Below are 25613 nucleotides of genomic sequence, written 5' to 3' on the forward strand. Positions count from 1 at the left end.
GCGATGTCGGATCAGGAACGATCCCTGGTCGCGAACACCTCGTTCAACTCCGTTCCCGACAGAACCCGATCCTGGCGGGCGTGTACGCGAAAGCCTTTCGCGCCCAACAGGTCGCAGATCTCGTTCAGTCGACCATCCAGATCGTGTACCTCGGCCACCACCGTGTGGATGCGGGGCCAGTGGGTGTCGGATATTCCTTCCAGGACATCCATTTCGGCGCGCTCCACGTCGACTTTCAGCACACCTATCTCGGCGTCGGGGCAATGGCCCTCGATGATGTCCGACACGGTCGTCACCTCGACCTCTATCTCCTCGCCCACATGCAGGCCGTTGGTCAGCACCCCTATCGCGTCGTCGTCGAGGCCGCTGTTCCGCAGGAATATCTCGGTGGCCTTGTCGTCGGTGCGCTGATCGGCGTACAGGCCGGAGTTCGCGGACGCGCGTGGGTACCAGGTGAATTGCGCACGGCCCCTGTCGCGGCCCGCGGCCACCCGCAGGGGGACCGCGCCGGGTACGTGCGTGCCGAGGTTTCGAGCGAGGCATTCGAACGTCACCGGTGCGGGTTCGGCGGCGATGACGCGGACGCCGGGGCAGGTATCGGCGAACATGATCGCGCTGAGCCCGATGTTCGCGCCGATGTCCAGCACGACGTCACCGTCTCGCAGGGTGGCCGCCGCACCGCGGTAGAAGCCTTCGTCCGACATCTCGACCCACAGCATGCGCGCTTCGGCGGCGCTCGTGCAGGAAATCGTCCTGCCGTCCATGAGCCGGAATTCCTTGAGGTTCGTCATTGTCCGGTCATGTGCCTTTCGAGTATCGGGCCGATGACGGCCAGGGACTGCGGATGGGTCAGTTCGAGATGGCGGGCATCGATGACCATGCTGTGCAGCGCGCCCGAGACGAAGGGCCGCCAGGTTCGCGCCAGCGCGTCGTGGTCGGCTCGATCCTTGCCCGCGGCGAAGAAGATCATGTCGCCGTCGAAGACGCCGGGCCGATAGCTCTGCGCGATCGCTCCCGCGTTCTCGAAGCTCTCCATCACCCGCTCGATCTGGTCGTCGGTGAACAGTCCGGTCGCGGTGATCCGCTCACGAATGACCGTCCACGCCTGTTCGTGCGTTTCGGCGCCGACCTCCGCGCCCAGATCGAACAGTTCGCGCCAGCCGCCCAGCAGGTCCGCCATCGACTCGCCCGGCCCCTGGTCGATGCCGCCGGTCGCGTCCATGGATTCGTCGGGAAGGCCGACGGCACAGTCCATCAGGGCCAGAACACCCACCTGTGCGCCCTCGCGTTGCAGACGCACCGCGATGGCGTGCGCCAGGCACCCGCCCAGAGACCATCCGAGCAGATGGTAGGGCCCGCACGGCTGGGCCCGCTGGATCTCGGCCACGTAGCGGTCGACCAGCTGGTCGATCGAATGCGCCTCCGGTTCAGCGGCGACGACGTGGGGATCCTGCAACCCGAGAATCGGGCGGTGGCCGTCCAGATGCTCTGCCAGCCCGCCGTAGAACCACGCCAGTCCGCCGGCCGGGTGGATGGTGAAGAGGGCGGGGTAGTCACCCGAGGCTCGCAGCGGCAGCAGCACCTGGAGCCCGGACCCGCCCTGCGCGCCGTCGAGCCGTGCGGCGAGCGCACGCGGCGTCGCGTCGTCGAACATCCATGGCAGTTCGATGCCGATTCCCTGGGCCTGCAGCCGCGCCAGCACTTTGGTGGCGAGCAGCGAATTGCCGCCCAGGTCGAAGAACCCGTCGACCGCGCTGACCTGATCGATTCCCAGGACCCGCCCGAAGGCGTCGCAGATCAGCTTCTCGGTGTGCGTCCGGGGCAGCACCGTTTCGGTTGTCGCGCTGTGGAATTCGGGTGCGGGTAGCGCCCGCCGATCGAGCTTGCCGTTGACGGTCAACGGCAACTCCTCGACCACCATGATGGTCGACGGCAACATGTACCCGGTGAGGAACTCGGCCGCGTGGTCGAGCAGGTCGCGGGGGTCGGTGCGGGTACCGCGACCGCAGACGACGTAGCCGATCAGCTGGTCGATGTCGTCATCGCGCCGGTGCACCGCCGCGGCGGCCTGGGTGACGGCGGGATGACGCAGCAGCGCGGCCTCGACCTCGGCCAGTTCGATGCGGAAGCCCCGCAACTGAATCTGCGCGTCCGCTCGCCCCGCGTGCACCAATTCCATGGTGTCCCCGCACTTCTGCCACCGGCCCAGGTCGCCGGACCGATACAGCAGGGAACCGGGCCGGCCGAAGGGATCGGCCACGAAGCGGCCCGAGGTCAGCCCCGGCGCGGCGAGATAGCCGCGGGAGAGTTGGGGTCCGGCGATGTAGATCTCCCCGACAGCCCCGATGGGTGCGAGGCGCAGATCGTCGTCGAGGATGTGGACCCGCAGCCCCGGGAGCGGGCGACCGATGCCGGCCGCGTCGGGAGCGGTGGTCTCGCCGAGCGTCACATGCACCGTCGTCTCGGTGATCCCGTACATGTTCACCATGTGCGGGGTTCCCGGACCGTGGTCCTGGAACCAGCCGGCCAGGCGACCCGGATCGAGCGGTTCGCCGCCGAAAACCACGTAGCGCAACGACAGTCCGTTCCCGGCGCCCGAATCCCGTTGCCGGCGTTCGGCATCGGCGAACCCGTAGAAGGCCGACGGTGTCTGGCTGAGCACGGTGACTCTTTCCGCGGCGACCAGGTCGACGAACGCCTCCGGCGAACGTGAGGTGGCGTAGTCGACGACGATCACCTTGCCGCCGGTCAGCAGCGCGCCCCACATCTCCCACACCGCGAAGTCGAAAGCGTAGGAGTGGAACAACGTCCAGATGTCGTCCGGACCGAGGTCGAAACGTTCGGCGGCACCGGCGAACAGGGACAGCACATCTCGATGGGTGACGACGACACCCTTGGGCCGGCCGGTCGACCCGGAGGTGTAGATGACATAGGCGATGTTGTCCGGTCTCGGCGCCACGGGGCGCGGACCGCGATCAGGTACGTCGCATTCCTCGATCAGCACCGTCGGGGCCGCGATCCCCGCCATCGGCACGGCGGCCACCGTGTCCGAGGAGGCCAGCAGAGCCACCGGCTCGGCGTCGGCGAGGACGAAGCGCAACCGTTCCGCCGGATAGGCCACGTCCAGGGGCAGATAGCCCGCCCCGGCTCGAATCACGCCCAACAGCCCGACGACGAGTTCGACCGAACGGGGGAGCGCCACCGCGACCAGGCGGTCCGGTCCCGCGCCGGCCGCCAGCAGCCGTACCGCGACCGCGTCCGCTCGCCGATCGAGCTCCGCGTAGGTCAGCTGCGACTGTCCGTCGGACACCGCGACCGCGTCCGGGCGCGCCTGCACCTGAACGGAGAACAGATCGCCCAGGGTGGGCGCGGGGAGCTCGAGGCCGTCGCTGCCCGCCGCCAGCAGTAGTTCGCGACGCTGATCGGCATCGACGAAGTCGATGCCGCCGACCACGAGCGCCGGGTCGGCGGTGACCTGCTCGAGGACGCGAATGTAGGACCCTACGAAGCGGTCGATCGTGTCGGCGGTGAACAGGTCGGCGGCGTAGGTCAGCTGTCCCATCATTCCCTGGGGGACAGATCTCTGGGAGAAATGTTCGATGAGGGTGACGGCCACATCGGCCTGTGCCGGGAGGAAATCGCTGCCGGCCGGTTCGACGGTCAGCCCGGCCAGATCCAGCGCCGACGTCTGCATGGTCCGGACATCGAGGGTGACCTGGTACAGCGGCAGATGGGCGGTGGACCGTACCGGATTGAGCGTCTCCACGACCTGTTCGAAGGGCACATCGGCGTGTGCCAGGGCGGCCAGGTCCGTCGCTCGCGTCGCCTCGAGCAGGTCGGCGAACGCCTGCTGCGGTGAAATCCGGGTCCGCAGCACGAGGGTGTTGACGAACATGCCGACGAGGTCGTCCAGTTCTCGTGAACCACGTCCCGCGACCGGGATGCCCACGGCGACATCGTCGGTGTGCCCCAATCGCGCCAGCACAACGGTCAACGCCGCGTGCATCAGCATGAACACCGTGACGTGCGCCTCCCGCGCCATCGCGGAGATCCGGGCGTGCAGGGCGGGGGAGATCGCGAACTCGGCGGAGGCGCCGCGCAGACTGGCCACCGCCGGCCGGGGCCGATCGGTGGGCAGGTCGAGCAGGTCGGGCAGCCCGCTCAACGTCTGCTCCCAGAAGCGCAACTGCTGTGCCATGACCGATTCGGGATCGCCGGCGTCGCCGAGCAGCTCACGCTGCCACAGCGTGTAGTCCGCGTACTGGACCGACAGGGCAGGCCACGGCGGCGGTACGCCCTGCCGGCTCGCCTCGTAGGCGATCGCCAGATCCCGTGCCAGCGGGATCATCGATTGCCCGTCGGCGCAGATGTGGTGGACGGCCGCGACCAGGACATGTTCACGCTCACCCAGGCGCAGCAGGACCATGCGCACCGGCGGCTCCCGGGTCACGTCGAAGCTGGCCGACACGGTCGCGGTGACGCGTTCGAGCAGCTGCTCGGCGTCGATCGAAACCACCTGCAGCGGTACGTCGATGGCCTCGACCGGCATCGTGACCTGATGAGCCACACCGTCGGTCGCCGGGAATGTCGTCCGCAGGATGTCGTGCCGGCCCACGACGAGCGTGCACGCGCGTTGCAGCGCAACGAGATCCAGCTCTCCGGTCAGCCGGAGGACCAGGGGAATGTTGTAGGCGCCGATGGAGGTGTCGAGTTGGTTGAGGAACCACATCCGCTGCTGAGCCAGTGACAACGGCACGAGCTCGGGACGGGTGTGCCGCCGCAGTGGCACGCCGGCGCGACTGCCGCGGGCTTCGAGGCGCGCGGCCAGTTCCGCGGCGGTGGAGGCCTCGAACAGATCACGGATGCCGACTTCCAGACCCAGGTTGTCCTGGAGCTGTGCGGTGACACGGGTCGCGGAGAGCGAGTCACCGCCCAGGTCGAAGAAGTCGTCGCACGCGCCGACCGTGGCCAGGTCCAGCACGCGGCCGAACACCTCGACCACGGCACGCTCCGTCGGGGTGCGCGGGGCCACCCAGGGGTTGTCCGCGACCAGCTGCGGTTGCGGCAGCGCCAGCCGATCGAGTTTGCCGGTGCGCGTCATCGGGAACGCCTCGACCACCAGGCACACGTCGGGGACCATGTGCGACGGAAGCTGACGGCGGGCCGCCGCTCGCACCTGATCGGGGTCGACGTGTTCGCCCGCGACGAGGTACGCCACGAGACGGTCGATCCCGCGCTCGTCGGGCCGGAGCAGGACCACGGCCCGCTCGACCCCCGGATGCCGGACCAGCGCGGTCTCGATCTCACCGGGTTCGATGCGCTGACCGCGGACCTTGATCTGGAAGTCGCTGCGCCCGAGGTACTGCAGGGTGTGCTGCGGGCTCCAGCGGACCAGGTCGCCCGTGCGGTACATCCGCGCCCCCGCCGGGCCGAACGGGTTGGGGACGAATGCCGCCGCCGTCGTCACCGGCCGGTTCAGGTATCCGCGTGCCAGCTGGACACCGGCCAGATACAACTCGCCGGTCACTCCGACCGGCACCGGGCGCAGCCGGCTGTCCAGGACGACGGCATCGACGCCACGCAGCGGTGTTCCGAGCTGCACCGGGTCGCGCGGGTCCAGCGCGGTGCTGGTCACCGCCAGCACGGTCGTCTCGGTCGGCCCGTATCCGTTGAAGAACCGCCTGCCCGGGGCCCACGTCGTGACCGTGTCCTGGGTGACCGCTTCGCCGCCGACGACCAGTACCTCCAGCGAATCCAGGCCCTGCGGGGCCATGGTGGCCAGGACACTGGGCGTCACGAATGCGTGGGTTGCCCGCTGCGCCGAAATGAACTGTGCGAGTTCGGGTCCACCGACCACCTGGGCCGGCGGCACCACCAGGGCGCCGCCCACCGTGTGTGCCAGCAGCAGTTCGAGGATGACCGCGTCGAAACCGGGTGCGGCTATCTGCAGTACGCGCGCCCGGCTGTCGGCGCCGAAGCGGTCGCGTTGCGCGGCAGCGAAATTCGCCAGTCCCTCGTGGGTGACGATGACGCCCTTGGGTATTCCGGTCGATCCCGAGGTGTAGAGAACGTAGGCGGCGTCCCGGATGTTCGCCGGGCGCACCAGTTCACTGTCCCGCAGCGGGTCGGGCGACTGCCGATCGATCGCTGCCCGGTCGGCCGGATCGTCGAGCACGAGCAGTCGCGCGGTCTCGGGCGCCAGCGGACGGAATGCCTCCACGGTCATCACCGTGCCGGTGCCGGAGTCGGCCAGAATCCGCGCGACCCGGTCGGCGGGGTTGCGCGGGTCGATGGGCAGGAACGCCGCGCCGGTCTTGGCGACCGCCCACATGCCGAGCACCGACTCGACCGAGCGCGCCATCGTGAGCGCGACCGTCGCGCCCGGTCCCACGCCCCAGCCGATCAACGTCCGCGCGATGCGGGTGGAGCGTTCATCGAGCTCGGCGTAGGACAGCGTGCTTGTCTCGCAGATCAGCGCCGGCGCATCGAGATTCGCCGGCATACCGGCACCCAGCAGGACGGCGAGCGTCGACGGTGGCAGCGCGGGTCCGCCGCTCGCGGGCACCAGGGCCTTGCGGTCGGCGGGAGCCAGTAGGTCGATCGCCGCCAGCGGCGTCGCCGGCGCGGCGGCGATCGTGCGCAGGACGGTTTCCAGGAGCGTGGCCACCGTGGTCGCGGTCACCGCGTCGACGTGCGCGGGCTGGAAGCGAACCCTGATGTGCAGCCGGTCGGTTTGATGGGCCTGGATGGTGATCGGATAGTGCGCGGCGTCGGTGCCCTGCGCTGCGGTCACCCGCATTCCGTCGATGTCGGTCTCGCCGAGTCCGCTGCTGTCCACCGGGTACGACTCGAACACGACCAGGGTGTCGAAGAGCCGGGATATCGGTGCGGCGGCCAGGATTCGCGGCAGGTCGAGGTAGTGGTGGTCGAGCATGCGGGTGTTGTCGGCCTGCAGTCTGTGCAACCCCTCGCCGATCGATTCGCCGCTCCGCAACTGGACGACGACGGGCACGGTGTTGATGAACAGGCCGATCATCGACTCCACACCCGGCACCTCGGCCGGGCGGCCCGAGACCGTGGTGCCGAAGACCACCCGGTCGACTCCGAGCACCTTGCCCAGCACCACCGCCCAGGCGTACTGCACGACCGTCGCCATCGTCACCGCGTGCGCGCGGGAGACGGTCACCAGTTCGATCGTGGACGTGAGATCGATGCTGACGGTCAGGTCGCTCGGGATCTCGACGGTCGCGCCGGCGGCGGAACTCGCGATCAGGGTGGGTTCGTGAATCGTCGCGAGCATGTCCTGCCAGCGCGCGACATCGGCGGCGGAGTCACGGTGGTGCAACCACCGCAGGTAATCGCCGAACGACGGAGCATCCGGCAGCGCGGCCGCGTGCGAGTCCGCCGCGTACAACCCGATCAACTCCCGCCACAGCAGTGGCATCGACCACCCGTCGAGCAGCAGGTGGTGCGCGGTCAGCACCAGGCGGACCTCCTGCGGGGAGACCACGACGTACAGCAGCCGCAGCAGCGGTGCTTCGGTGGCGGTGAACCCGCACCGGCGGTCCGCGGCGATCACGTGCTCGGGCGTCTCATCGGCCGCGAGATCGATTCGCCGCCACGCCGGTTCCACGGCATCGGCGAGGATCTGTACCGGAACCCCGGAACCCGTGCGCGCGAACGCCGCTCCCAAGTTCGGATGTCGCCGCAACAGCGCCGCGGCCGCCCGCCGCATCCGGTCCTCGTCCACCGAACCGGACAGGGTGAGAACCGATTGGGCGGTGTACACATCGAGATCGCCGGCGGCCAGCTCCGCGTGGAACAGCAGTCCGGCCTGCAGCGGCGCCAGCGGCCACACGTCGGTCAGCGGGCCGTATCGGAGGGTGAACCGGTCGAGGTCCGACTGGTCGAGGTCGACCGGGGACACGTCGGCCGGCGTGAGACCCCAGTCGTCGTTCTCCGTTGCGGCGGCGGCGATCCCGGTCACCGCGGCAACCCAGCCGTCGACCAGTTCGGCGATATCGGCGTGGTCGAGCAGGCGTGACGCGTAGCCGATGTTCGCCGACAGGGACGGGCCCGCGGGCGTGTCGATCACGACCACATCGAAGGTCACGGTGGCGGCGGCGGGCATCGCCGGGTCGAGCACGGACCACCGATCATAGGATTCGCCGGTGGGCGCCCACGCCACGTCGCTCGCGGCGGTGAGATCGACGCCGAGCCGGCCGAGATAGTTGAAACTGATCTGCGGTTCGGCGTGGGCGGCCAGCGCCGCGCCGGTGGCGGGGTTCAGGTAACGCAGCAAACCGAATCCCATCCCCTTGTCGGGGATCGACCGCAACTGGCTCTTGACCGATTTCACCACGGCCGGCAGGTCCGAGAGCGGCACGGAGGTCAGATCCAGCGCGACCGGATAGGTGTTGGTGAACCACCCCACCGTGTGCGACACATCGGATCCGGCGACGATCTGCTCGGCGCGTCCATGCCCTTCGAGCAGCACTTTCACACCGGCGTGGGTGATCCCGCGCCGGGCGCGCCAGTGGGTCATCGCCACCGCCAGCGCTCCCAGCAGAGCGTCCTCGACGCTGCCGCGCACGGCGGCGGGCACCGAGTTCACGATCACCGCGCTCACCTCCGGCGAGACGGTGGCGGTGAGCCGGCGCATCGTGGCCTGGATGTCGACAACCGGATCGAAAGACGCACTGCCCAGCCGCGGATCCGGGGCCCCGCTCATCGCCTGCCACAGCTCGAGCTCGTCGCTGTGCCGCGGGGCGACATCCACCAGCGCGTGCGCCCATCGCCTCATCGATGTGCCCTGCTCGGGCGGCATCGCCGTCCGGCCGAGAGTGACGTTGTGCCAGGCCGCGGCGAACTCGGGAACGAGGATGCGCCACGACACCGCGTCCACGGCGAGGTGGTGGATGACGACCAGCGCACGCGCGTCCGCGCCGTCGGGGTCCGCCGGCACCAGGCACACGACCTGCACGATCCGCCCGGCGGCGGGATCGAGCCGGGAGACGGCCTCGGTCAGAGCGGCGTCGACGATATCGGTGAAACCCGCACTGCCGGGCGCGGATTCGCGAGGGAATTCCCGGGTCAGGACGGATTCGGCGGCGTCGACGCTGCCGACGGGGCGCACCGCCAACTCGTGACCGGTCAACCTCACCCGCAGCATGTCGTGCCGGTCGATGACCGTCTGCACCGTCGCGACGACGTCGTCGGCTCGTGCCCCGGTGGGCAGCCGGAGCAGCATCGACTGAGCGAAGCCCGCGGGTGCGCCCAACCGGTCGACATACCAGGCCACCACCGGGGTGAAGGGCAGAGCGCCGATCCCGCCGCCGGGAAGTTCCGCGAGGACGACGCGATCTCCACTGCGGGCGACGCGCGCCAATCCCCGTACGGTCTTGTGCTCGAAGATGTCCCGTGCCGTCACCCCGATACCGGCGGCTTTCAGCCTGGACGTGAGCTGAATCGACAGGATGGAATCGCCGCCGAGCGCGAAGAACGATGTGGTCGGCCCGATCGGCGACGTGCCGAGCACATCGGCGAACGCGGCGGCGATGGCACGCTCGTCCACGGTCATCGCCGGCAACTCGTCTTCGTCGTCCGACCGGACCACCGGCTCGGGCAGCGCCGCGCGATCCACCTTGCCGATCGACGTGATCGGCATCCGGTCGAGCACGTCGATCGTGGCGGGCACCATATGCGCGGGCAGCACAGCCGCCACGTGGGCCGCGACCGCGTCCGGATCGAGCACGGTGTCCGCGACCGCCACGACATACGCGGCCAGCACCGGCCTGCCGGCCGGTCCCGGGCGGCTGATCGTTGTCGCGGCTGCCACATCCGGATAGGTGTGCAAGGCGGCGTCGATCTCGGCGAGTTCGATACGTTGCCCGCGAATCTTGACCTGGAAGTCACGCCGGCCGACGAATTGCAGGGTGTCGTGTGCGGTCCAGCGGACGATGTCGCCGGTGCGATACAGCCGAGTGCCCGGCAGTCCGAATGGATTGGCGATGAATGTTGCCGCTGTAGCCCCGAGTCGGTTGAGATATCCGCGCGCCAGCCCCGGACCCGAGACATACAGTTCACCCGTGGCGCCCACCGGCGCGGGACGCAACTTGGCGTCGAGAACCACGACCTCCGCTGCACTGACCGGTGAGCCGATCGTGATCGGTCCGTGCGGTTCGATCGGACTGCTGGTGGTGACCACGACGGTCGCTTCGGTCGGGCCGTAGGCGTTGTAGAGACGGCGTCCCACCGACCACTTGTCGACCAGATCGGCGGATACCGACTCACCGGCGACGATCAGGGTGCTCATCGCATCGAGCCCAACCGGTGACATGGTCGAGAGAACGCTCGGAGTCAGCGCCGCGTGTGAAACATGATGGGCGGCAATGAACTCGGTCAAGTCGGATCCGCAGAAAACCTCCGGCGGCGCGACTACCAGGGCCGCACCCGCGGCGTGTGCCATCAACATTTCGAAGACTGCCGCGTCGAACACCGGTGCGGCTACCTGCAAGGTCCGCGACGAGGAATCGACACCGTAGCGACGCTGCTGGTCGGCCGCCATGTCGGCGATGCCGGTATGGGACACGACCACACCCTTGGGGGTGCCCGTCGATCCGGAGGTGAAGAGCACATAGGCCGCGTCGAGCAGATGCAATGGTCGTCGCCGGTCGTCGTCGGTCACCGGCCGGTCGGGACACGCTGCGATCGCCGCGAGGGCCGCCGGGTCGTCCAGCATCACCCACTCGATCCCATCCGGCAGCAGGGCACGCGAATCCGCGCGGGTGATCCCGAGCGCGACTCCGCAGTCGCGAGCCATCCGGTCGAGGCGTTCCCGGGGGTGGCGGGGATCCATCGGGACGAACGCCGCCCCGGTCTTGGTGATCGCCCACAACCCGATGTGGAACTCCGTCGAACGCTCCGCCGCCAGCGCCACGGCTGTTCCCGGCCCCGCGCCGCGGCCGATCAGGTATCGGGCGAGCCGGTTGGATCGGGCATCCAGTTCGGCGTAGGTCAGGCGGTCGTGGCCGAAGATCAACGCGATCTCCGACGGGTTGGCCGCGGCCGTCGCGGTCAGCAGGTCCGGGAGTCGGGCGGGGACCTCGACGGCGGCCCCGCCGCGTGCCGGAACCAGACGTTCGGCCTCCGCGGTGTCAAGAATCGCGATCGCACCCACGGACCGGTCCGGATCGGAGGTGATCGATTCGAGGACCAGAAGCAGCCGCCGGGCCAGCGCGGTAGCCGTGGAGTCGGTGAAAACATCTGTTGCGTAGATGATTTCGCCGTCGAGTCCCGCGGGTTGCCCGTCCGTCATGCGCTCGGTGAAGAACATCGTGAGATCGGTCTTGGCTTGCGGGACACCGGTATCGATCAGATCGACCTGGACTCCGGGCAGCTCGAACCCCGTGGTGGAGTGGTTCGTCAACACGAGCATCACCTGGTACAGCGGCGTGTAGGCGGTGGTGATCGACCGGCCCAGGGCATCGACCACCCGATCGAACGGCACGTCCGCGTTGGACCACGCCGTCAGGTCGACCTGACGTACCTCGGCCAGAAATTCGCGGAACGACTGGTCGTCGCGCTGGCGGGTACGCAGGACGACCGTGTTCACGAACATCCCGACCAGCGGGTCCAGTTCGGGTCTGCCGCGCCCGGCGACCGGGGTGCCTATCGAGATGTCGTCGGAGTGTGTGGTGCGCGCCAGCATGACCGCTAGCGCCGCGTGCAGCACGAGGAATATCGTGACGCCCTCGCGGCGGGCCAGACCGGCGATGGCCTCGTGCAGGTCCGCGGACACCTCGAAACCCACCGAGGCCCCGGTCATCGACAGCATGGCCGGTCGCGGGTGGTCGATCGGCAAGTCGAGCAGTTCCGGTGCGTCTTCGAGAGTGCCGGTCCAGTGCGCCAACTGCCGGGCGGTCAGCGAGGTCGAGTCGTCCGGTGACCCCAGCAGCTCCCGCTGCCACAGGGCGTAGTCGGCGTACTGCACCGGCATCGGATCCCACTGCGGCGCTTTGCCGTTCGCCCGCGCCTGGTAGGCGGCGAAGATGTCACCGGCGAGGGGCGCCATGGACGCTCCGTCGGCGGCGACATGGTGGACCACGCACACCAGGACATGGGTGTCGGGCGTGACTCGATAGACCCGTGCCCGCACGGGTACCTCGGCGGCGATATCGAAGCCGGTGCCGACCACCTGCGCGATGCGGTCGGCCAGGTCTTGCTCACCGGTGACCTGGATCGGTTCCAGCACCAGGTCGGCATTCGCCGCGGCGGGGTCCAGGACGACCTGACAGGGTCGGTCGGCAATGCTCGGATAGACCGTCCGCAGGGGTTCGTGGCGCGTGCTGACATCGTCGAACGCGAGCCGCAGCGCGTCGATGTCGAGAACACCGGTCAACCGGGCCGCGAAGCTGATGTTGTAGCCCGCCGACGTGACATCGACCTGGTTGATCACCCACATGCGCCGCTGCGCCGCCGAGAGCGGGATGAGCGGCGGCCGTGCGGACGCGGTCAGGTCCGGGCCGGCGGGGCCGCCGGCGCGGGAGTCGACCCGTTCGGCGAGTTCTGCGACCGTCGGAGCGTCGAAGACATCGCCGATGCGAATATCGACGCCCAGCGCCGCGGCGCCCCGGGCGGCGAGCTGGGCCGCCGACAGCGAGTTGATGCCGACCTCGAAGAAATTCGCCGTCACACCGACCTGCTCGTGACCGGCGAGCCCGGCGACTATTTCCGCCAGGACAGCCTCGGCCGGTGTTCGCGGAGCCGTCGGCTCGGTGTCGGAGACGATCTGCGGCGCGGGCAACGCCGCGCGGTCGAGCTTGCCGTTCGCGGTCAAGGGCCAGCTGTCGAGCACCTGGATACCGTCCGGCACCAGGTACGCGGGCAGCAGCGCGCGCAACCGGGAGCGGAGGTCGCCGCCGGTGACCGCCGCGCCGGGCGTCACCGTCACGTATCCCGCGATCAGCCGGTCCGTCACCGTCACGACGGCGCCGGCGACCTCGGGGATGGACCGCAGCGCCGACTCGATCTCACCCAGCTCGACGCGCTGACCACGCACCTTCACCTGGAAGTCGCGGCGGCCCAGGTAATCCAGCTCGCCGTCCGAGCGCCAGCGGACCAGGTCTCCGGTGCGGTACATGCGCTCGCCGGGCGCCCCGAAGGGGTGAGCGACGAAAGCGGCGCAGGTGAGATCGGTGCGCGCGTGGTAGCCGCGGGACAATTGGACGCCCGAAACATACAGCTCGCCGGCGACGCCGACCGGTACCGGCCGCAGCCACCGGTCGAGCACGACCGTCGTCATCCCCGACACCGGGGCGCCGATCGGAACCGATCCCGGCGCCGAGGTCGCCGAGCAGCGGTGCGCCGTGACGACCTCCGCCTCGGCGGGCCCGTACCAGTTCACCAGTTCGGCGCCGGGGAAGACAGGGCCGGCCACTGCAACGGTCTTGTGCGCCAGCGCTTCTCCGGCGACGAACACTCGCCGCACCGACGGCAGCGCGCGGTGTCCGCCCGATTCCGCGAAGACATCGAGCATCGAGGGCACGAAGTGGACGGTGGTGACCCGGTGGTCGGCGATCGTGCCGGCCAGGTAGGCGGGGTCGCGGTGCCCGTCAGCGGCCGCGACGAGCACCCGGGCACCGGTCTGCAGGGGCCACAGCAGCTCCCACACGGAGATGTCGAAGGTGAGGGGAGTCTTGTGCAGCACGACATCGGAGGCGTCGTGGGGCCATTGGTGCTGCGCCCAGGCGAGCTGGCTCGCGGTTGCCGCGTGTGTCAGCGACACCCCCTTGGGCACACCGGTGGATCCGGAGGTGAACAGGACGTACGCGAGGTTGTCCGCTCGTAGCGGTGCGCGCCGGTCGGCATCGGAAACCGGTGCGTCGTCGAGGCCGCCGAGATCGATTCGGTCGACGGCGATCCGGTCCACGCCCTCGGGCAGCGCGTGCGCGTCGTCGGCGGTTGTCAGGACCAGCGCCGGATCGGTCGCGTCCAGGATTTGGGCGATGCGGGCTCGCGGGTGGCCGGGGTCGATCGGTACGAACGCCGCCCCCGACTTGAGCACCGCGTACACCGTGGTCACCGATGTCGTCGAGCGCCGCATGGCAACGGCGACAACCGTTTCCGGTCCTGCGCCGCGGGCGATGAGCCATCGGGCCAGCCGGTTGGTCTCGGCGTCGAAGTCGCGGTAGCTCGTCGCCGGACCGCCGGGTGTCTGCACCGCCGGCAGGTCCGGTGTCCGGGCGACCTGCTCGTCGAACATGTCGACGAGCGTGCGGCCCGGTGCCGCGGAGGCGCCGGTGTCGTTCCAGTCGCGCAACACCCGCTGCAGTTCGCTCTCGTCGAGCACCGTGATCTCGCCGACCATCCGCGTGTCGTCGGTTGTGACGGCGGTGAGAACGCGGGTCAGGCCGTCGATCAGGCGGTGGGCCGTGGTCTCGTCGAACAGGTCGGTGGCATAGGTCAGGCGGACCGTCATTCCGGCCGGTGTGCGGTGCGGGCCGTGGTCCTCACTGACCATGAACAGCAGGTCGTAGATGGCCGCGCCCGCACCGGGATCCAACTCCTCGACGGTCAGGTCCTCGAGTTCGGCTCGTGCGCGGGTCATGTTCTGGTAGGCCAGCATCACCTGGAACAGGGGCGAATGCGCTGTTGTCCGCGTGGGATTGAGCGCTTCCACGAGCGCCTCGAAGGGGACCGATGCGTGGTCGAACGCGTCGAGGGTGGCCTGTTTGACGTGTTCGAGCAGGGTCGCGAAGCTCTGCTCGGGCACCGGCCGGGTCCGTAGCACCAGCGTATTGACGAACATCCCGACGAGTCGGTCGAGTGCTTTGTCGCCGCGACCGGCATGCGGCACGCCGACTGTGATGTCCTCGCTCCCGGACATTTTCGACAGCAGCACGGCCAGCGCCGCGTGCACGACCATGAACGAGGTGGTGCCCGAGCGACGCGCCAGGGACTCGATCCGCCCGTGCAGCTCGCCGCCCAACTGCTGCCCGAGCACCGCTGCCCGGAAGGTTTGTGCCCGCGGGCGCGGGCGATCGGTGGGCAGCGCGATCAACTCCGGGACGCCGTCGAGGCGTTCGCGCCAGTAGGCCAGATCCCGGCCCGCGCGGGAGTCGGTGTCCCCGACGTCGCCGAGCAGCTCTCGCTGCCAGAGGGTGTAGTCGGCGTACTGGACCGGCAGCGGCGTCCAATCCGGGGGCGTGCCCGCCGCGCGGGACCGATAGGACGAGACCAGATCGGTGACGAGCGGCGCCACCGAGAATCCGTCGCAACCGATGTGGTGGACGGCCAGCGCGCCCGCCCAGCCGGTGTCCGGGAGTTGGTACAGCGCCACGCGTACCGGTACCGACTCGGCGACGTCGAATCCGTTGCGGTAGAACATCTCCAGTTCGGCGGGCAGGTGCTCCCGCCGGATCCGGCGGGGGGTGAGATCGTGTGCGGCGAACGCCGCACGCGCATCGATCACCAGCTGTTCGGGTTGTCCGTCGCTGGCCGGATACATCGTGCGCAGGCTCTCGTGGCGTTCGATCACATCGGCGAAGGCGGCGACCAGCGCGTCGAGATCGAGTTCGCCGCGCAGTGCGATCACCAGCGGAATGACGTACCCGGCCGCATCGGGATCCAGCTGATTGAGGAACCACATCCGCAGCTGCGCGGGCGACAGCGGAATGCGCTCGGGCCGTGGGAGTTTGGTCAGCGCCGGGAGGGCAGGCACCTCCCGCAGCAGTGCGATCCGTTCGGCCAGCTCGGCGATCGTCGGCGCCTCGAACAGCACCCGCAGCGGGATCGACACGCCGACGGCGCCGCCGATCCGACTCAGGGCCTGGGAGGCGACCAGTGAGTTTCCGCCCAGATCGAAGAAGTTGTCGTCGGCCCCCACTTCGGACCGCGCGAGCAGATCGGCGAACACCGCGGCGACGGATTCTTCGAAAAGCCCTCGTGGCTCACGATAGTCGTGCGTGTCGCCGCCATCGCCGAGCGCGAGCAGGGCCTTGTAGTCGACCTTGCCGTTCGGGGTGAGCGGAATGGCGTCCACCTGGATCACCGCCGTCGGCACCATGTACGCGGGCAGCTGGTGCAACAGGTGTTTCCGGACGCGGCGGTCGTCGAGCACCGAGGTGGCGACGATGTATCCGACCAGACGCGGGTCGTCCTGCTCGGAACACACCTGCACGACGGCGGCCTGGATGTCCGCGTGCGAGGTCAGGGCCGCTTCGATATCGCCGAGCTCGATACGCAGGCCCCGGATCTTGACCTGGGTGTCGGCGCGGCCGACGAATTGCAGGACGCCATCGCTGTTCCAGCGGACCAGATCGCCGGTGCGGTAGAGACGAGATCCGGGGACCCCGGCGAAGGGGTCGGCGACGAACGCGGTCGCGGTCGTGCCGGGACCGTTGTGATAGCCCCGCGCGAGCTGCACACCGCCCAGATACAGTTCGCCGGCCACGCCTTGCGGTACGGGGTGCAAACGCGAATCCAGCACGCGCACGGTCACATTCGTTTGCGGTGTGCCGATCGGCACCGGCGATACGTCGTCGGCGTCGTCGATGCGGTATGCCGTGACGCTGACCGCGGCCTCGGTGGGACCGTACAGATTGTCGATGCGCGCGTCGCTGAGGTCGCGGAACCGGCGCACGGCGGCGGCGGGCAAGGCTTCGCCGATGCACAGCACCTGCCGCAGCCGGGGAAGTGCGAGCGTATCGGCGCCGTCGAGGAACGCCGACAGCAGCGAAGGCACGAAATCCACCGTGGTGACCCCGAAGTCGGCCATCAGCTGCTCGAGCAGTCGCGGATCTGCCCGATGGGAGTCGTCCGCGATAACCACCGACGCGCCACAGGTCAAGGCGGAGAACAGTTCCCACACCGACAGATCGAAGGTGAACGGTGTTCGCCACAGCAGTACATCGTCGTCGGCGAGAGCGTAGTGCGTGCGTATCCAGTCGAGCTGGTTGACCACCGCGGCGTGCGGGAGGGCGACGCCCTTCGGTGTTCCGGTCGAGCCGGAGGTGTAGATGACGTAGGCCAGATCGGCCGGGTGCGGCGACCGGGTGCGCTCGGCATCGGTCACCTCGGACTCGTCCGGCGTCCCGCCCAGCTCCTCCAGCAGCCATACCGGGCCCCAGGTGCCCAGTGCGGCGCTGTCGCAGGGGCGGGTCACCACGGCGCGGGGCCGGGCGGTATCGAGCACGGTGCGAATCCGCTCGTGTGGACTGTCGGGATCCAAGGGCAGGTACGCGGCGCCCGCCGCATGGATCGCGTACAGGGTGACCAGCAGATCCAGCGAGCGGTGCATGGCCACGGCCACGATGTCACCCGGGCCCAGCCCGCGGCCGATGAGCACCCGGGCCAGGGTGTCGACTCGGGCGCCGAACTCCGCGTAACTGAGCTGTTGTCCGCTGTCCTGGTCGTGGACGGCGGTGTTCCCCGGAGTCGCGGCCACCTGCGCCGCGAAGAGCTGCGCGAGTGTCGTCGCCGTCGGCTGCCGCGCCGGGCTCGGATTGCCGGTGAGCGAACGGAACTCCGCGGAATCCAGCAGGTCCACGTCACCGACCACGGACCGCGGGTCCCCGACGACGGCACGCAGCAATCGCACGAATCGCGCGACGAGCGTGCGAGCGGTCGCTTCATCGAAAAGATCTACGGCATAGCCGAATTCGATGCCCAGCGGACCCGGCTCACCGTCGGGGACCGGTGCGTCCACCACATTCAGGTGCAGGTCGTACTTGGCGACGTGCGGGTCGACCAGCTCCGCGGCGACGGTGAGACCGTCGAACCGCAGCACGGGCACGTCGATGTTCTGGAAGGAGAACCCGACCTGGGTCAGTGGTGCGTGCGCGGTGCTGCGCGGGGGATTGAGTACCTCGACCAGACGCTCGAACGGGATGTCGGCGTTGTCGAAAGCCTCCAGATCAGCGGTGCGTACGTGATCCAGCACCTCGAGGAACGAGGAGTCGCCGTGCACACCGGTCCGCAGGACGAGTGTGTTGACGAACATGCCGACCAGGCCGTCCAGCCCCGGTTCGCCGCGACCGGCGATCGGGGTACCGATTGCGATGTCTCCGCTGCCGGACAGGCGCGCCAGCAGCGTCGCGAACGCGGCGTGCAGCACCATGAACACCGTCGCGTCGTGCCGGTGGGCGAGCGCCAGCACGTCTCGGTGGAGTTCGGCCGGCACACTCGCGGTGATCGTTGCCCCGCGGAAGGACTGATTCGGTGGACGGGGGCGGTCGGCCGGCAGGTCCAGCAGGTCGGGCAGTCCGGCGAGGGTCTGCTGCCAGTACGTGATCTGCGCGGCCGCCGGACTGTCGGGATCGTCGTCGGCGCCGAGCAGATTCCGTTGCCACAGCGTGTAGTCCGCGTACTGCACGGGCAGCGGAGACCATTCCGGCGCGCGACCGTGCGCGCGGGCGCGGTAGGCGGTCATGAGGTCGGCGGCCAGTGGCGCCAGCGACGACCCGTCGAAACAGATGTGATGGAACACCACGACGACCACGTGCTCGTTGGGTGCGCTCCGCAGGATCGCGAGCCGGACGGGAACCTCGCGGGTGACGTCGAAGCCGGCGGTCACCACCGACCGGATGCGGGTGTCCTGTTCGCTCGCCGGTACCCGGATCGGATCGTGGTGGGGCAGGGCGTCTTCGACCGTGACGATCACCTGGTGCGGTCCGTCGGGGCTGTCGGGGTAGATGGTCCGCAGCGTTTCGTGCCGCTCGAGGACATCGGCGAATGCCGAGCGCATGGCGTGCGCGTCGAGCTCACCGGTCAGGCGCACCACCACGGGGATGTTGTACAGCGCGGAGGCCGTGTCGAACTGGTTGAGGAACCACATCCGGGTCTGCGCGGGTGAGAGCGGAATCCGGTCCGGACGGTGTTGCGGAACGAGCGGCAGGCGTCGCGTCTGCTCGTAGCCGTCGATGTGCTCGGCCAACCTCGCGACGGAGGCGTGCTCGAACAGCGTTCGCATGGGCACGACGACGCCGAGGGCCGTGCCCAGGCGCGCGGTTGCCCGGGTAGCCGAGAGCGAGTTGCCGCCCAGCTCGAAGAAGTTGTCCTCGGCTCCGACCCGGCCCAGTTCCAGTACCTGCGCGAAGACATCGGCGACGACCCGCTCGAGTGGGGTTCGCGGTGCCACGTAATCGGTGGAGCGGGTGAAGACCGGCTCCGGCAGCGCCGCCCGGTCGATCTTGCCGACCGGTGACAGCGGTATCGCCGCGAGCGGGATCACGACGTCCGGGATCATGTGTGCCGGCAGCTGCCGGGCCAGGTGCTCGAGCAGCGCGGTGGTGTCGATGCCCGCGGCAGCGGGCACGACATAGGCGGCCAGTCGTGTCCCGTCGGGGGAGTCGACACCGACCGTGATTGCCGCGGTGACCGTTTCGTGTGCGGCGAGCACGCTGTCGATCTCGCCCAGTTCGATGCGCTGACCGCGGATCTTGACCTGGAAGTCGCTCCGCCCGAGGTAGGCGAGGGTGGCGTCGCTGTTCCAGCGCACCAGATCGCCCGTCCGGTACATGCGGCTTCCCGGCGGACCGAACGGGTTGGCGACGAACGTGCCCGCTGTGGCCCCGGGGCGGCCGAGGTAGCCCTGCGCGAGATGTGCACCGGCGATGTGCAATTCGCCGCCGAGCCCGGTCGGTACCGGTCGCAGCCGATCGTCGAGCACGACCGCGTCGACGCCGCGGATCGGGCCGCCCATCGTGGTCGGTTCACCGGCGCGCAGGGGATCGCTGATCGCGACCATGATCGTCGTCTCGGTGGGTCCGTATCCGTTGTGCAGCTGCCGGCCGGGGGCCCACAGCTCGGTCGTCTCGGCGGTCACGGCCTCACCGCCGGCGACCAGGACCCGCAGCGAGTCCAATCCGCCGGGTGACATCGTCGCCAGCACGCTCGGGGTCACGAAGGCGTGCGACACCCGCTGGGCGCGGATCAGCTGTGCGAGTTCGTCTCCGGCGAATATCTCCGGCGGTGACACCACCAGGACGGCGCCGCTGGTGTGGGCCATCAGCAACTCGAGCACCACGGCGTCGAATCCCGGCGCGGCCAACTGCAGAACCCGGGAACCGCGGTCGATCCGGTAGCGGTCTCGCTGCTCCGCGGCGAAGTTCGCGAGCCCCCGGTGCGACACCGCGACCCCTTTGGGGGTCCCCGTCGATCCGGAGGTGTAGAGGATGTAGGCGATATCGGCGACGTGGCAGCGGCGTACGCGGTCGGTATCGGTCACCGCCAGTGCCGAGGCCGCCGCGACCCGGGCCACGGTGTAGGGGTCGTCGATGACCAGGCTCGGGTTCGGCTGCGCGAACGATGTCTCGTGTTCGGTCGTGGTGATCACGATCCGGGCACCGGAGTCGGCCACGATGTGGGCGACACGTTCGGCGGGGTTGCGGGGATCGATGGCGACGAAGGCCGCGCCGGCCTTCGTCGCGGCCCACACCGAGACGACGAAGTCGATCGAGCGGCCGAGCAGGATCGCGAGTGGGCGGTCCGGCCCGACGCCGTGCGAGATCAGTACTCGCGCAAGCTGGTTCGACCACGCGTCGAGCTCCCCGTAGGACACCGTGCGGGCGCCGCTGACAATGGCGGGGGCCGTCGGGTCACCGACCGACCAGAGTTCGGCCAGGGGGTACGGCTGCTCGGCCGGACCGCCCGAGGCCGGAACCAGCTGTCCGCTCTCGCGGTGGTCCAACAGCTCGATGTCGCCGACCCGGACCCGCGGATCCTCGACGATCGTCGAGAGCACGCGGATCAGGCGGCCCGCCAGGGCCTCGATGGTCTCGGCGTCGAAGAGATCGGTGGCGTAGTTCAGGCGCAACCGAACATCGCGCTCGGGAGTGCTGTTCTCGCACACCGTGACGATGAGGTCGACCTTGGCGGGCTCGTCGGCGGGCTCGATCATCTCGACCGTGAGCCCGGGCAACCGCACGCTCGGACGCCCCGAATTCTCGAGCGCCAGGAACACCTGACACAGCGGGGCGTACGCCATCGAGCGAGCCGGATGCAGTTCTTGCACAATGCGATCGAAGGGCAGCGCGCTGTGTGCGAAACCGTCGACGTCGACGTCGACGACCCGCCCGAGCAGGCCGGTGAACGATTCCTCGGGCACAACGCGGGTCCGCAGTGGCACCGTGTTGACGAACATGCCGGTCAGGGGCTCGAGCGCCGGTTCACCGCGTCCGGCGACCGGGGTGCCCACGGTGACGTCCGAGGTCCCCGCCAGGCGCGCGAGCAGTATCGCCACCGCGGCGTGGATGACCATGAAGGGCGTGGCTCCGGTTCGCTGCGCCAGCTGCTCGATTCCCGCGAAGAGATCGGCCGGGATGGCCGAGTCGACCACGCCGCCGGCGAAGGTCGGCTGCGGCGGGCGCGGACGATCGGCAGGCAATTCCAGCAGCGGCGCCATATCCGCGAGTTGTGTTACCCAGTACCGCAATTGGTTGGCGGCCAGTGATTCGGGATCGTCCGGATCGCCGAGCACACGGCGCTGCCACAGGCTGTAGTCGGCGTACTGGATCGCCAGCGGGTTCCAACCCGGCGCTCGCCCGCGCGACCGCGCCTCGTAGGCGATTGCGGTGTCGGCGGCCAGCGGCCCCAGCGAGACTCCGTCGCAGCAGATGTGATGCAGCACCAGCACGAGCACGTGCTCGCCCGGGTTGTCGGTCACGGCCAGCACGGTGGCGTGGACCGGGGCGTGCGCGCTCAGGTCGGCGCCGACAGCGGCGAGGGCGCGTACCCGATCGCCGACGTCGGCGGCGCGGACCGGTTGCGGGGTCACGTCGAACGTCGCGACGACCTCGTCGGCGTCCTGAACGACCTGGGTGCCGGCGCCCTCGATCGCCGGATAGCGGGTCCGCAGTGATTCGTGGCGCTCGATGACGTCCCGCAGCGCCGCGCGCAGGGCGGCAACGTCCAGGTTCCCGGACAGCCGCAGGACCAGGGGGATGTTGTAGAGCGCCGCCGCGTGATCGGCCTGATCCATCAGCCAGATCCGGACCTGCGCCGGGGCGAGTGGTATCGGATCGGGTCTGTCCGTGGCGACCAGCGCCGGCGCGGGGGAGGCGCTATCGGCGGTGAGGGCTTCGAGGCGCTGCGACAGTCCCGCCACCGTCGGTTGCTGGAAGAGGTCTCGTACCGACACCTCGCAACCGAGAACCTTGGCCATGCGCACCGCCGCGGTGTTCGCGGACAGGGAGTTGCCGCCGAGCGCGAAGAAGCTGTCCAGCGCGCCGACTTGGGCGGCGCCGAGAACTTCCGAGAACACCTCCGCCACAGCCTGTTCGACAGGCGTTGCGGGGGCGACGAACGGTATGTCCGATTCGACCACGGGTTCGGGCAGCGCTCGGAAATCGACCTTGCCGTTGGCCGTCAGGGGCACCGACTCGATCTCGAGGACGCACGTGGGAATCATGTAGTCGGGCAGCGTATTTGCCAGATGCGCGCGCAATTCGTCGATGGTCCACACCGCGGCGGGCGCGGCGACGATGTAGGCGACCAGCCGCGCGGACTCGGTATCGGGGCGATCGACGGTCACGACGGCCACCGACACCGCCGGATGGGACAGCAGTGCCGCCCGGATCTCGTCCAGCTCGATCCGGAATCCGCGCAACTGCACCTGCTGGTCCGCTCGGCCGCGGTATTCCAGTTCCTCGCGGGTGTTCCAGCGTGCGATATCGCCGCTGCGGTACATCCGTTCGCCGGGTTTCGCGAACGGATCGGCGACGAACCGGGCCGCGCTCAGCGCGGTCCGGCCGAGATAGCCGCGGGCCAACTGCTCGCCCGCGACATACATTTCGCCCCAGGCGCCGGGTGGGCACGGCCGCAGCATCGGATCCAGCACGTAGGTCCGCAGCCCCGGCAGCGCGGACCCGATCGGGCTTTGCGCCCCGGGAACAGCGGAGTCCGCCGTGAGCTCGGTATAGGTGACGAAGACCGTGGTCTCGGTGATTCCATAGCTGTTGGCCAGCAAGGGAAGTCCGGGATTGTGCTCGTACCACTGTGCCAGGCCGGCCGGGTCGAGGGCTTCGCCGGAGAGTACGACCAGGCGCAGCGCCGGCGGTCCTTCGGTCTCACCGGCAGCCAAATACCGCAGCCGGGCCGCGGCGAACTGGAAGAACGCCGAAGGAGTCTGACTGAAAACCGTCACCTGCTCGCGGGCCAGCAGCCGCACCACGTCGTCCGGTGATCGGGCGGTGAGACCGTCGATGATGACGACTCGCCCGCCGGTGGTCAGGGGGCCGAATATCTCCCAGATCGAGTAGTCGAACGCGAACGAGTGGAAGAAGCTCCACACGTCGCCGGCCCGGATCCCGATCTCGGCGCACGCGTTCGTCACGTGGCTGACCGCTGCCCGGTGGGTGATCGTGACGCCCTTGGGCTTACCGGTCGAGCCGGAGGTGTAGATGACATAGGCGAGGTGATCCGGGCGCAGCGGGGTCCGGCGCTCGTCATCGGACACCGGCCGGCCGTCGAAGTCGTGCCGGTCGGGGTCATCGAAGTAGACGATTCGCCCGGGGTCCGTCGGCACCGCGTCGAGCACGCCGGCACCGGTCACGACCATGAGCGGGTCGGCGTCCGACAGAATGTAGGCGAGCCGATCGGCGGGGTGGGTCAGGTCCAGGGGGAGGTAGCCAGCGCCCGACTTCAGAACACCCAGGACCGCGACGATCAGGTCGATGGTGCGCGGCATCGCGATGGCGACGAGTGATTCCGGGCCGGCGCCCAGCTCGATCAGTCGCCGTGCGAACCGATTAGAACGGATATCCAGCTCACCGTAGGTGATCGTGCCCGATTCCGTACTGACGGCGACCCGCGATGTCCCGGTCGGTGCGCCGTCGGACGTGTGCCCGACGAGATCGACCAACGTCGCCGGCGTGTGCAGGCCGGGACGGCCGGCCAGCTCGACGAGGATCCGCTGCTCTTCTGCCGCGCTGATGACCGGGATGGCGGAGACCGGGGTGTCCGGGGGGCTCTCCAGCAGGCACGACAGGAAGTCGAGGAATCGACCCAGATACGAGGTCAGCTCGGAGTCGTCGTAGAGACCGGTGTTGCCGTGGAGTTCGACCATCAGCGGGTCGGTTCCCTGGCGGTAGAGGTTCAGCTGCAGGTCGTCGAGGGCGCCGGAGGTCAGGGCGTGATAGCGCCCCACGGCTCGGCCGAGCCGGATCTCGGAATCGAAGAACACGATGTTCACGATCGGCCCGAAGGCGTTGGCCGCCGTGTCGAAGGCCGGGAACTCTCTGCGCATGTCTTCGAAGCGGTACAGCTGATGACGCAGCGCGAGGGCGAGTTCGGACATCGAGCTCTGCACCAGTGTCTCGATGGTGGTGCCGGCGCCGACGGTGAAGTGGATCGGCACCATGTTGGCCAGCATCGCCGCGGCGTTGCGCAGGCGTTTGGTCACGCGGGCGCTCACCGGCATCGAGAGCACGACCTCGTTCGCGCCGGTCATTCGAGACAGGAACGCGGCGAAGGCGGCGATCACCACCTGCGGAGATGACGCGCTGTGCCGGGTGGCGCATCGATCGAGGGCGTCGGCGATCTCCGGGGAAACCTCGCGGGCGGCGACCGCGTCGTCCAGACTCGGGCGGCCGCTGCGACCGGCCAATCCGATCGGGGCGGGCAGTTCAGCGGACTTGTTCAGCCAGTATCGATGATCGGTTTCGAACCGCGAACCGGACCGGTAGGTGCGCTCGTGCTCGACTATCTCGGCCAGCGTCGCCGCCGACAGGGGTGACGGCGCACGGTTCTCGAACAGGGCGTTGTAGTGTTCCGCGACGCGAGTGAGCAGATTGAACGCGCCATATCCGTCGATGACCAGATGATGCGCGCGCGCATACCAGAAGTATTTTTCGGCGGCGACCTTGATCAGCCGGGTCGCCGCGAGGCGATCGCGGCTCAAATCGTGCGTCGGCGCGCTGCAATCGCGTCGCATCCATTCCATCGCGGTGGCGACGGGATCGGCCTCGCCGCTGAAATCGAGTATCTCTTCCGCATAGGCGATACTGCGATCGACGAATTGGAAGGGCTCTCCATCGGAAAGTACGATTCGCACCAGCATCGACTCGGTCTCGTGCCCGGCGTCGTTGACCGCTCGCGTGAATATCGCGTTATCGATCGTCCCGTCGATCTCTATGTAGTGCGCAATGTTGACAGCCGACCCATTCGACGCCTGGCCGGCAAGCCACATACCGTACTGGGCTCTCGAAAGCGGAATCAACTCCGAGTCGGAAGTGGCCCAGTCCTGGTTCTCGTCCATTGCACAACCTCTTCGTTATCGCCGGTCGCACGACGCGAAGAACCGCACCGGCAAACCTCATACGAAATCTGAATGCAGGTGGATGCCCGCCCGCCCCGGTGCCGTTGTCCTGAGGCCCCGGATCAACCGGCGAGGTATATCGAATTCGCTCGATCAGCGATCCGATGAGCACCCGACTCGGCGGTCATAGCTCTGCCGATCCACCATTCGGATCGGCACAGGCCCATTCAGCCGGGTCCCGCGGCAAGGCAAGAGTATGCAAACCCTTCGATGGCGACGCCACACTCCCTTCCTCCATGCGCCGCGGTGGCGAGTCCGATCGGACTCCATCGCCTGCACGGCGGTCGATCGCCCGGAC

General features: G+C 68.9%; 2 protein-coding genes. Both read right to left on the bottom strand.

Annotated features, from left to right (window positions below; genetic code table 11):
* Window positions 1–11: 11 nt before the first annotated feature.
* Window positions 12–791 (bottom strand): FkbM family methyltransferase, encoded by a 780-nt coding sequence (locus tag ABZ319_RS06760; protein WP_354985348.1) that lies wholly within the window; start codon window positions 789–791, stop codon window positions 12–14.
* Entirely contained in the window at window positions 788–25255 is a 24468-nt protein-coding gene (locus tag ABZ319_RS06765; RefSeq protein ID WP_354985349.1) for a non-ribosomal peptide synthase/polyketide synthase, read from the bottom strand. Before ABZ319_RS06765 ends, ABZ319_RS06760 begins: the two co-directional genes overlap by 4 nt.
* Window positions 25256–25613 lie beyond the last annotated feature (358 nt).

This window comes from Nocardia sp. NPDC005978 (assembly GCF_040614455.1).
In the GTDB taxonomy this organism is placed as follows: Bacteria; Actinomycetota; Actinomycetes; order Mycobacteriales; family Mycobacteriaceae; genus Nocardia.

Bases quoted from the DNA above. Each gene is read 5' to 3' on its own strand.
- ABZ319_RS06765 (WP_354985349.1), bottom strand. From the start codon at position 25,255: ATGGACGAGAACCAGGACTGGGCCACTTCCGACTCGGAGTTGATTCCG.
- ABZ319_RS06760 (WP_354985348.1), bottom strand. From the start codon at position 791: ATGACGAACCTCAAGGAATTCCGGCTCATGGACGGCAGGACGATTTCC.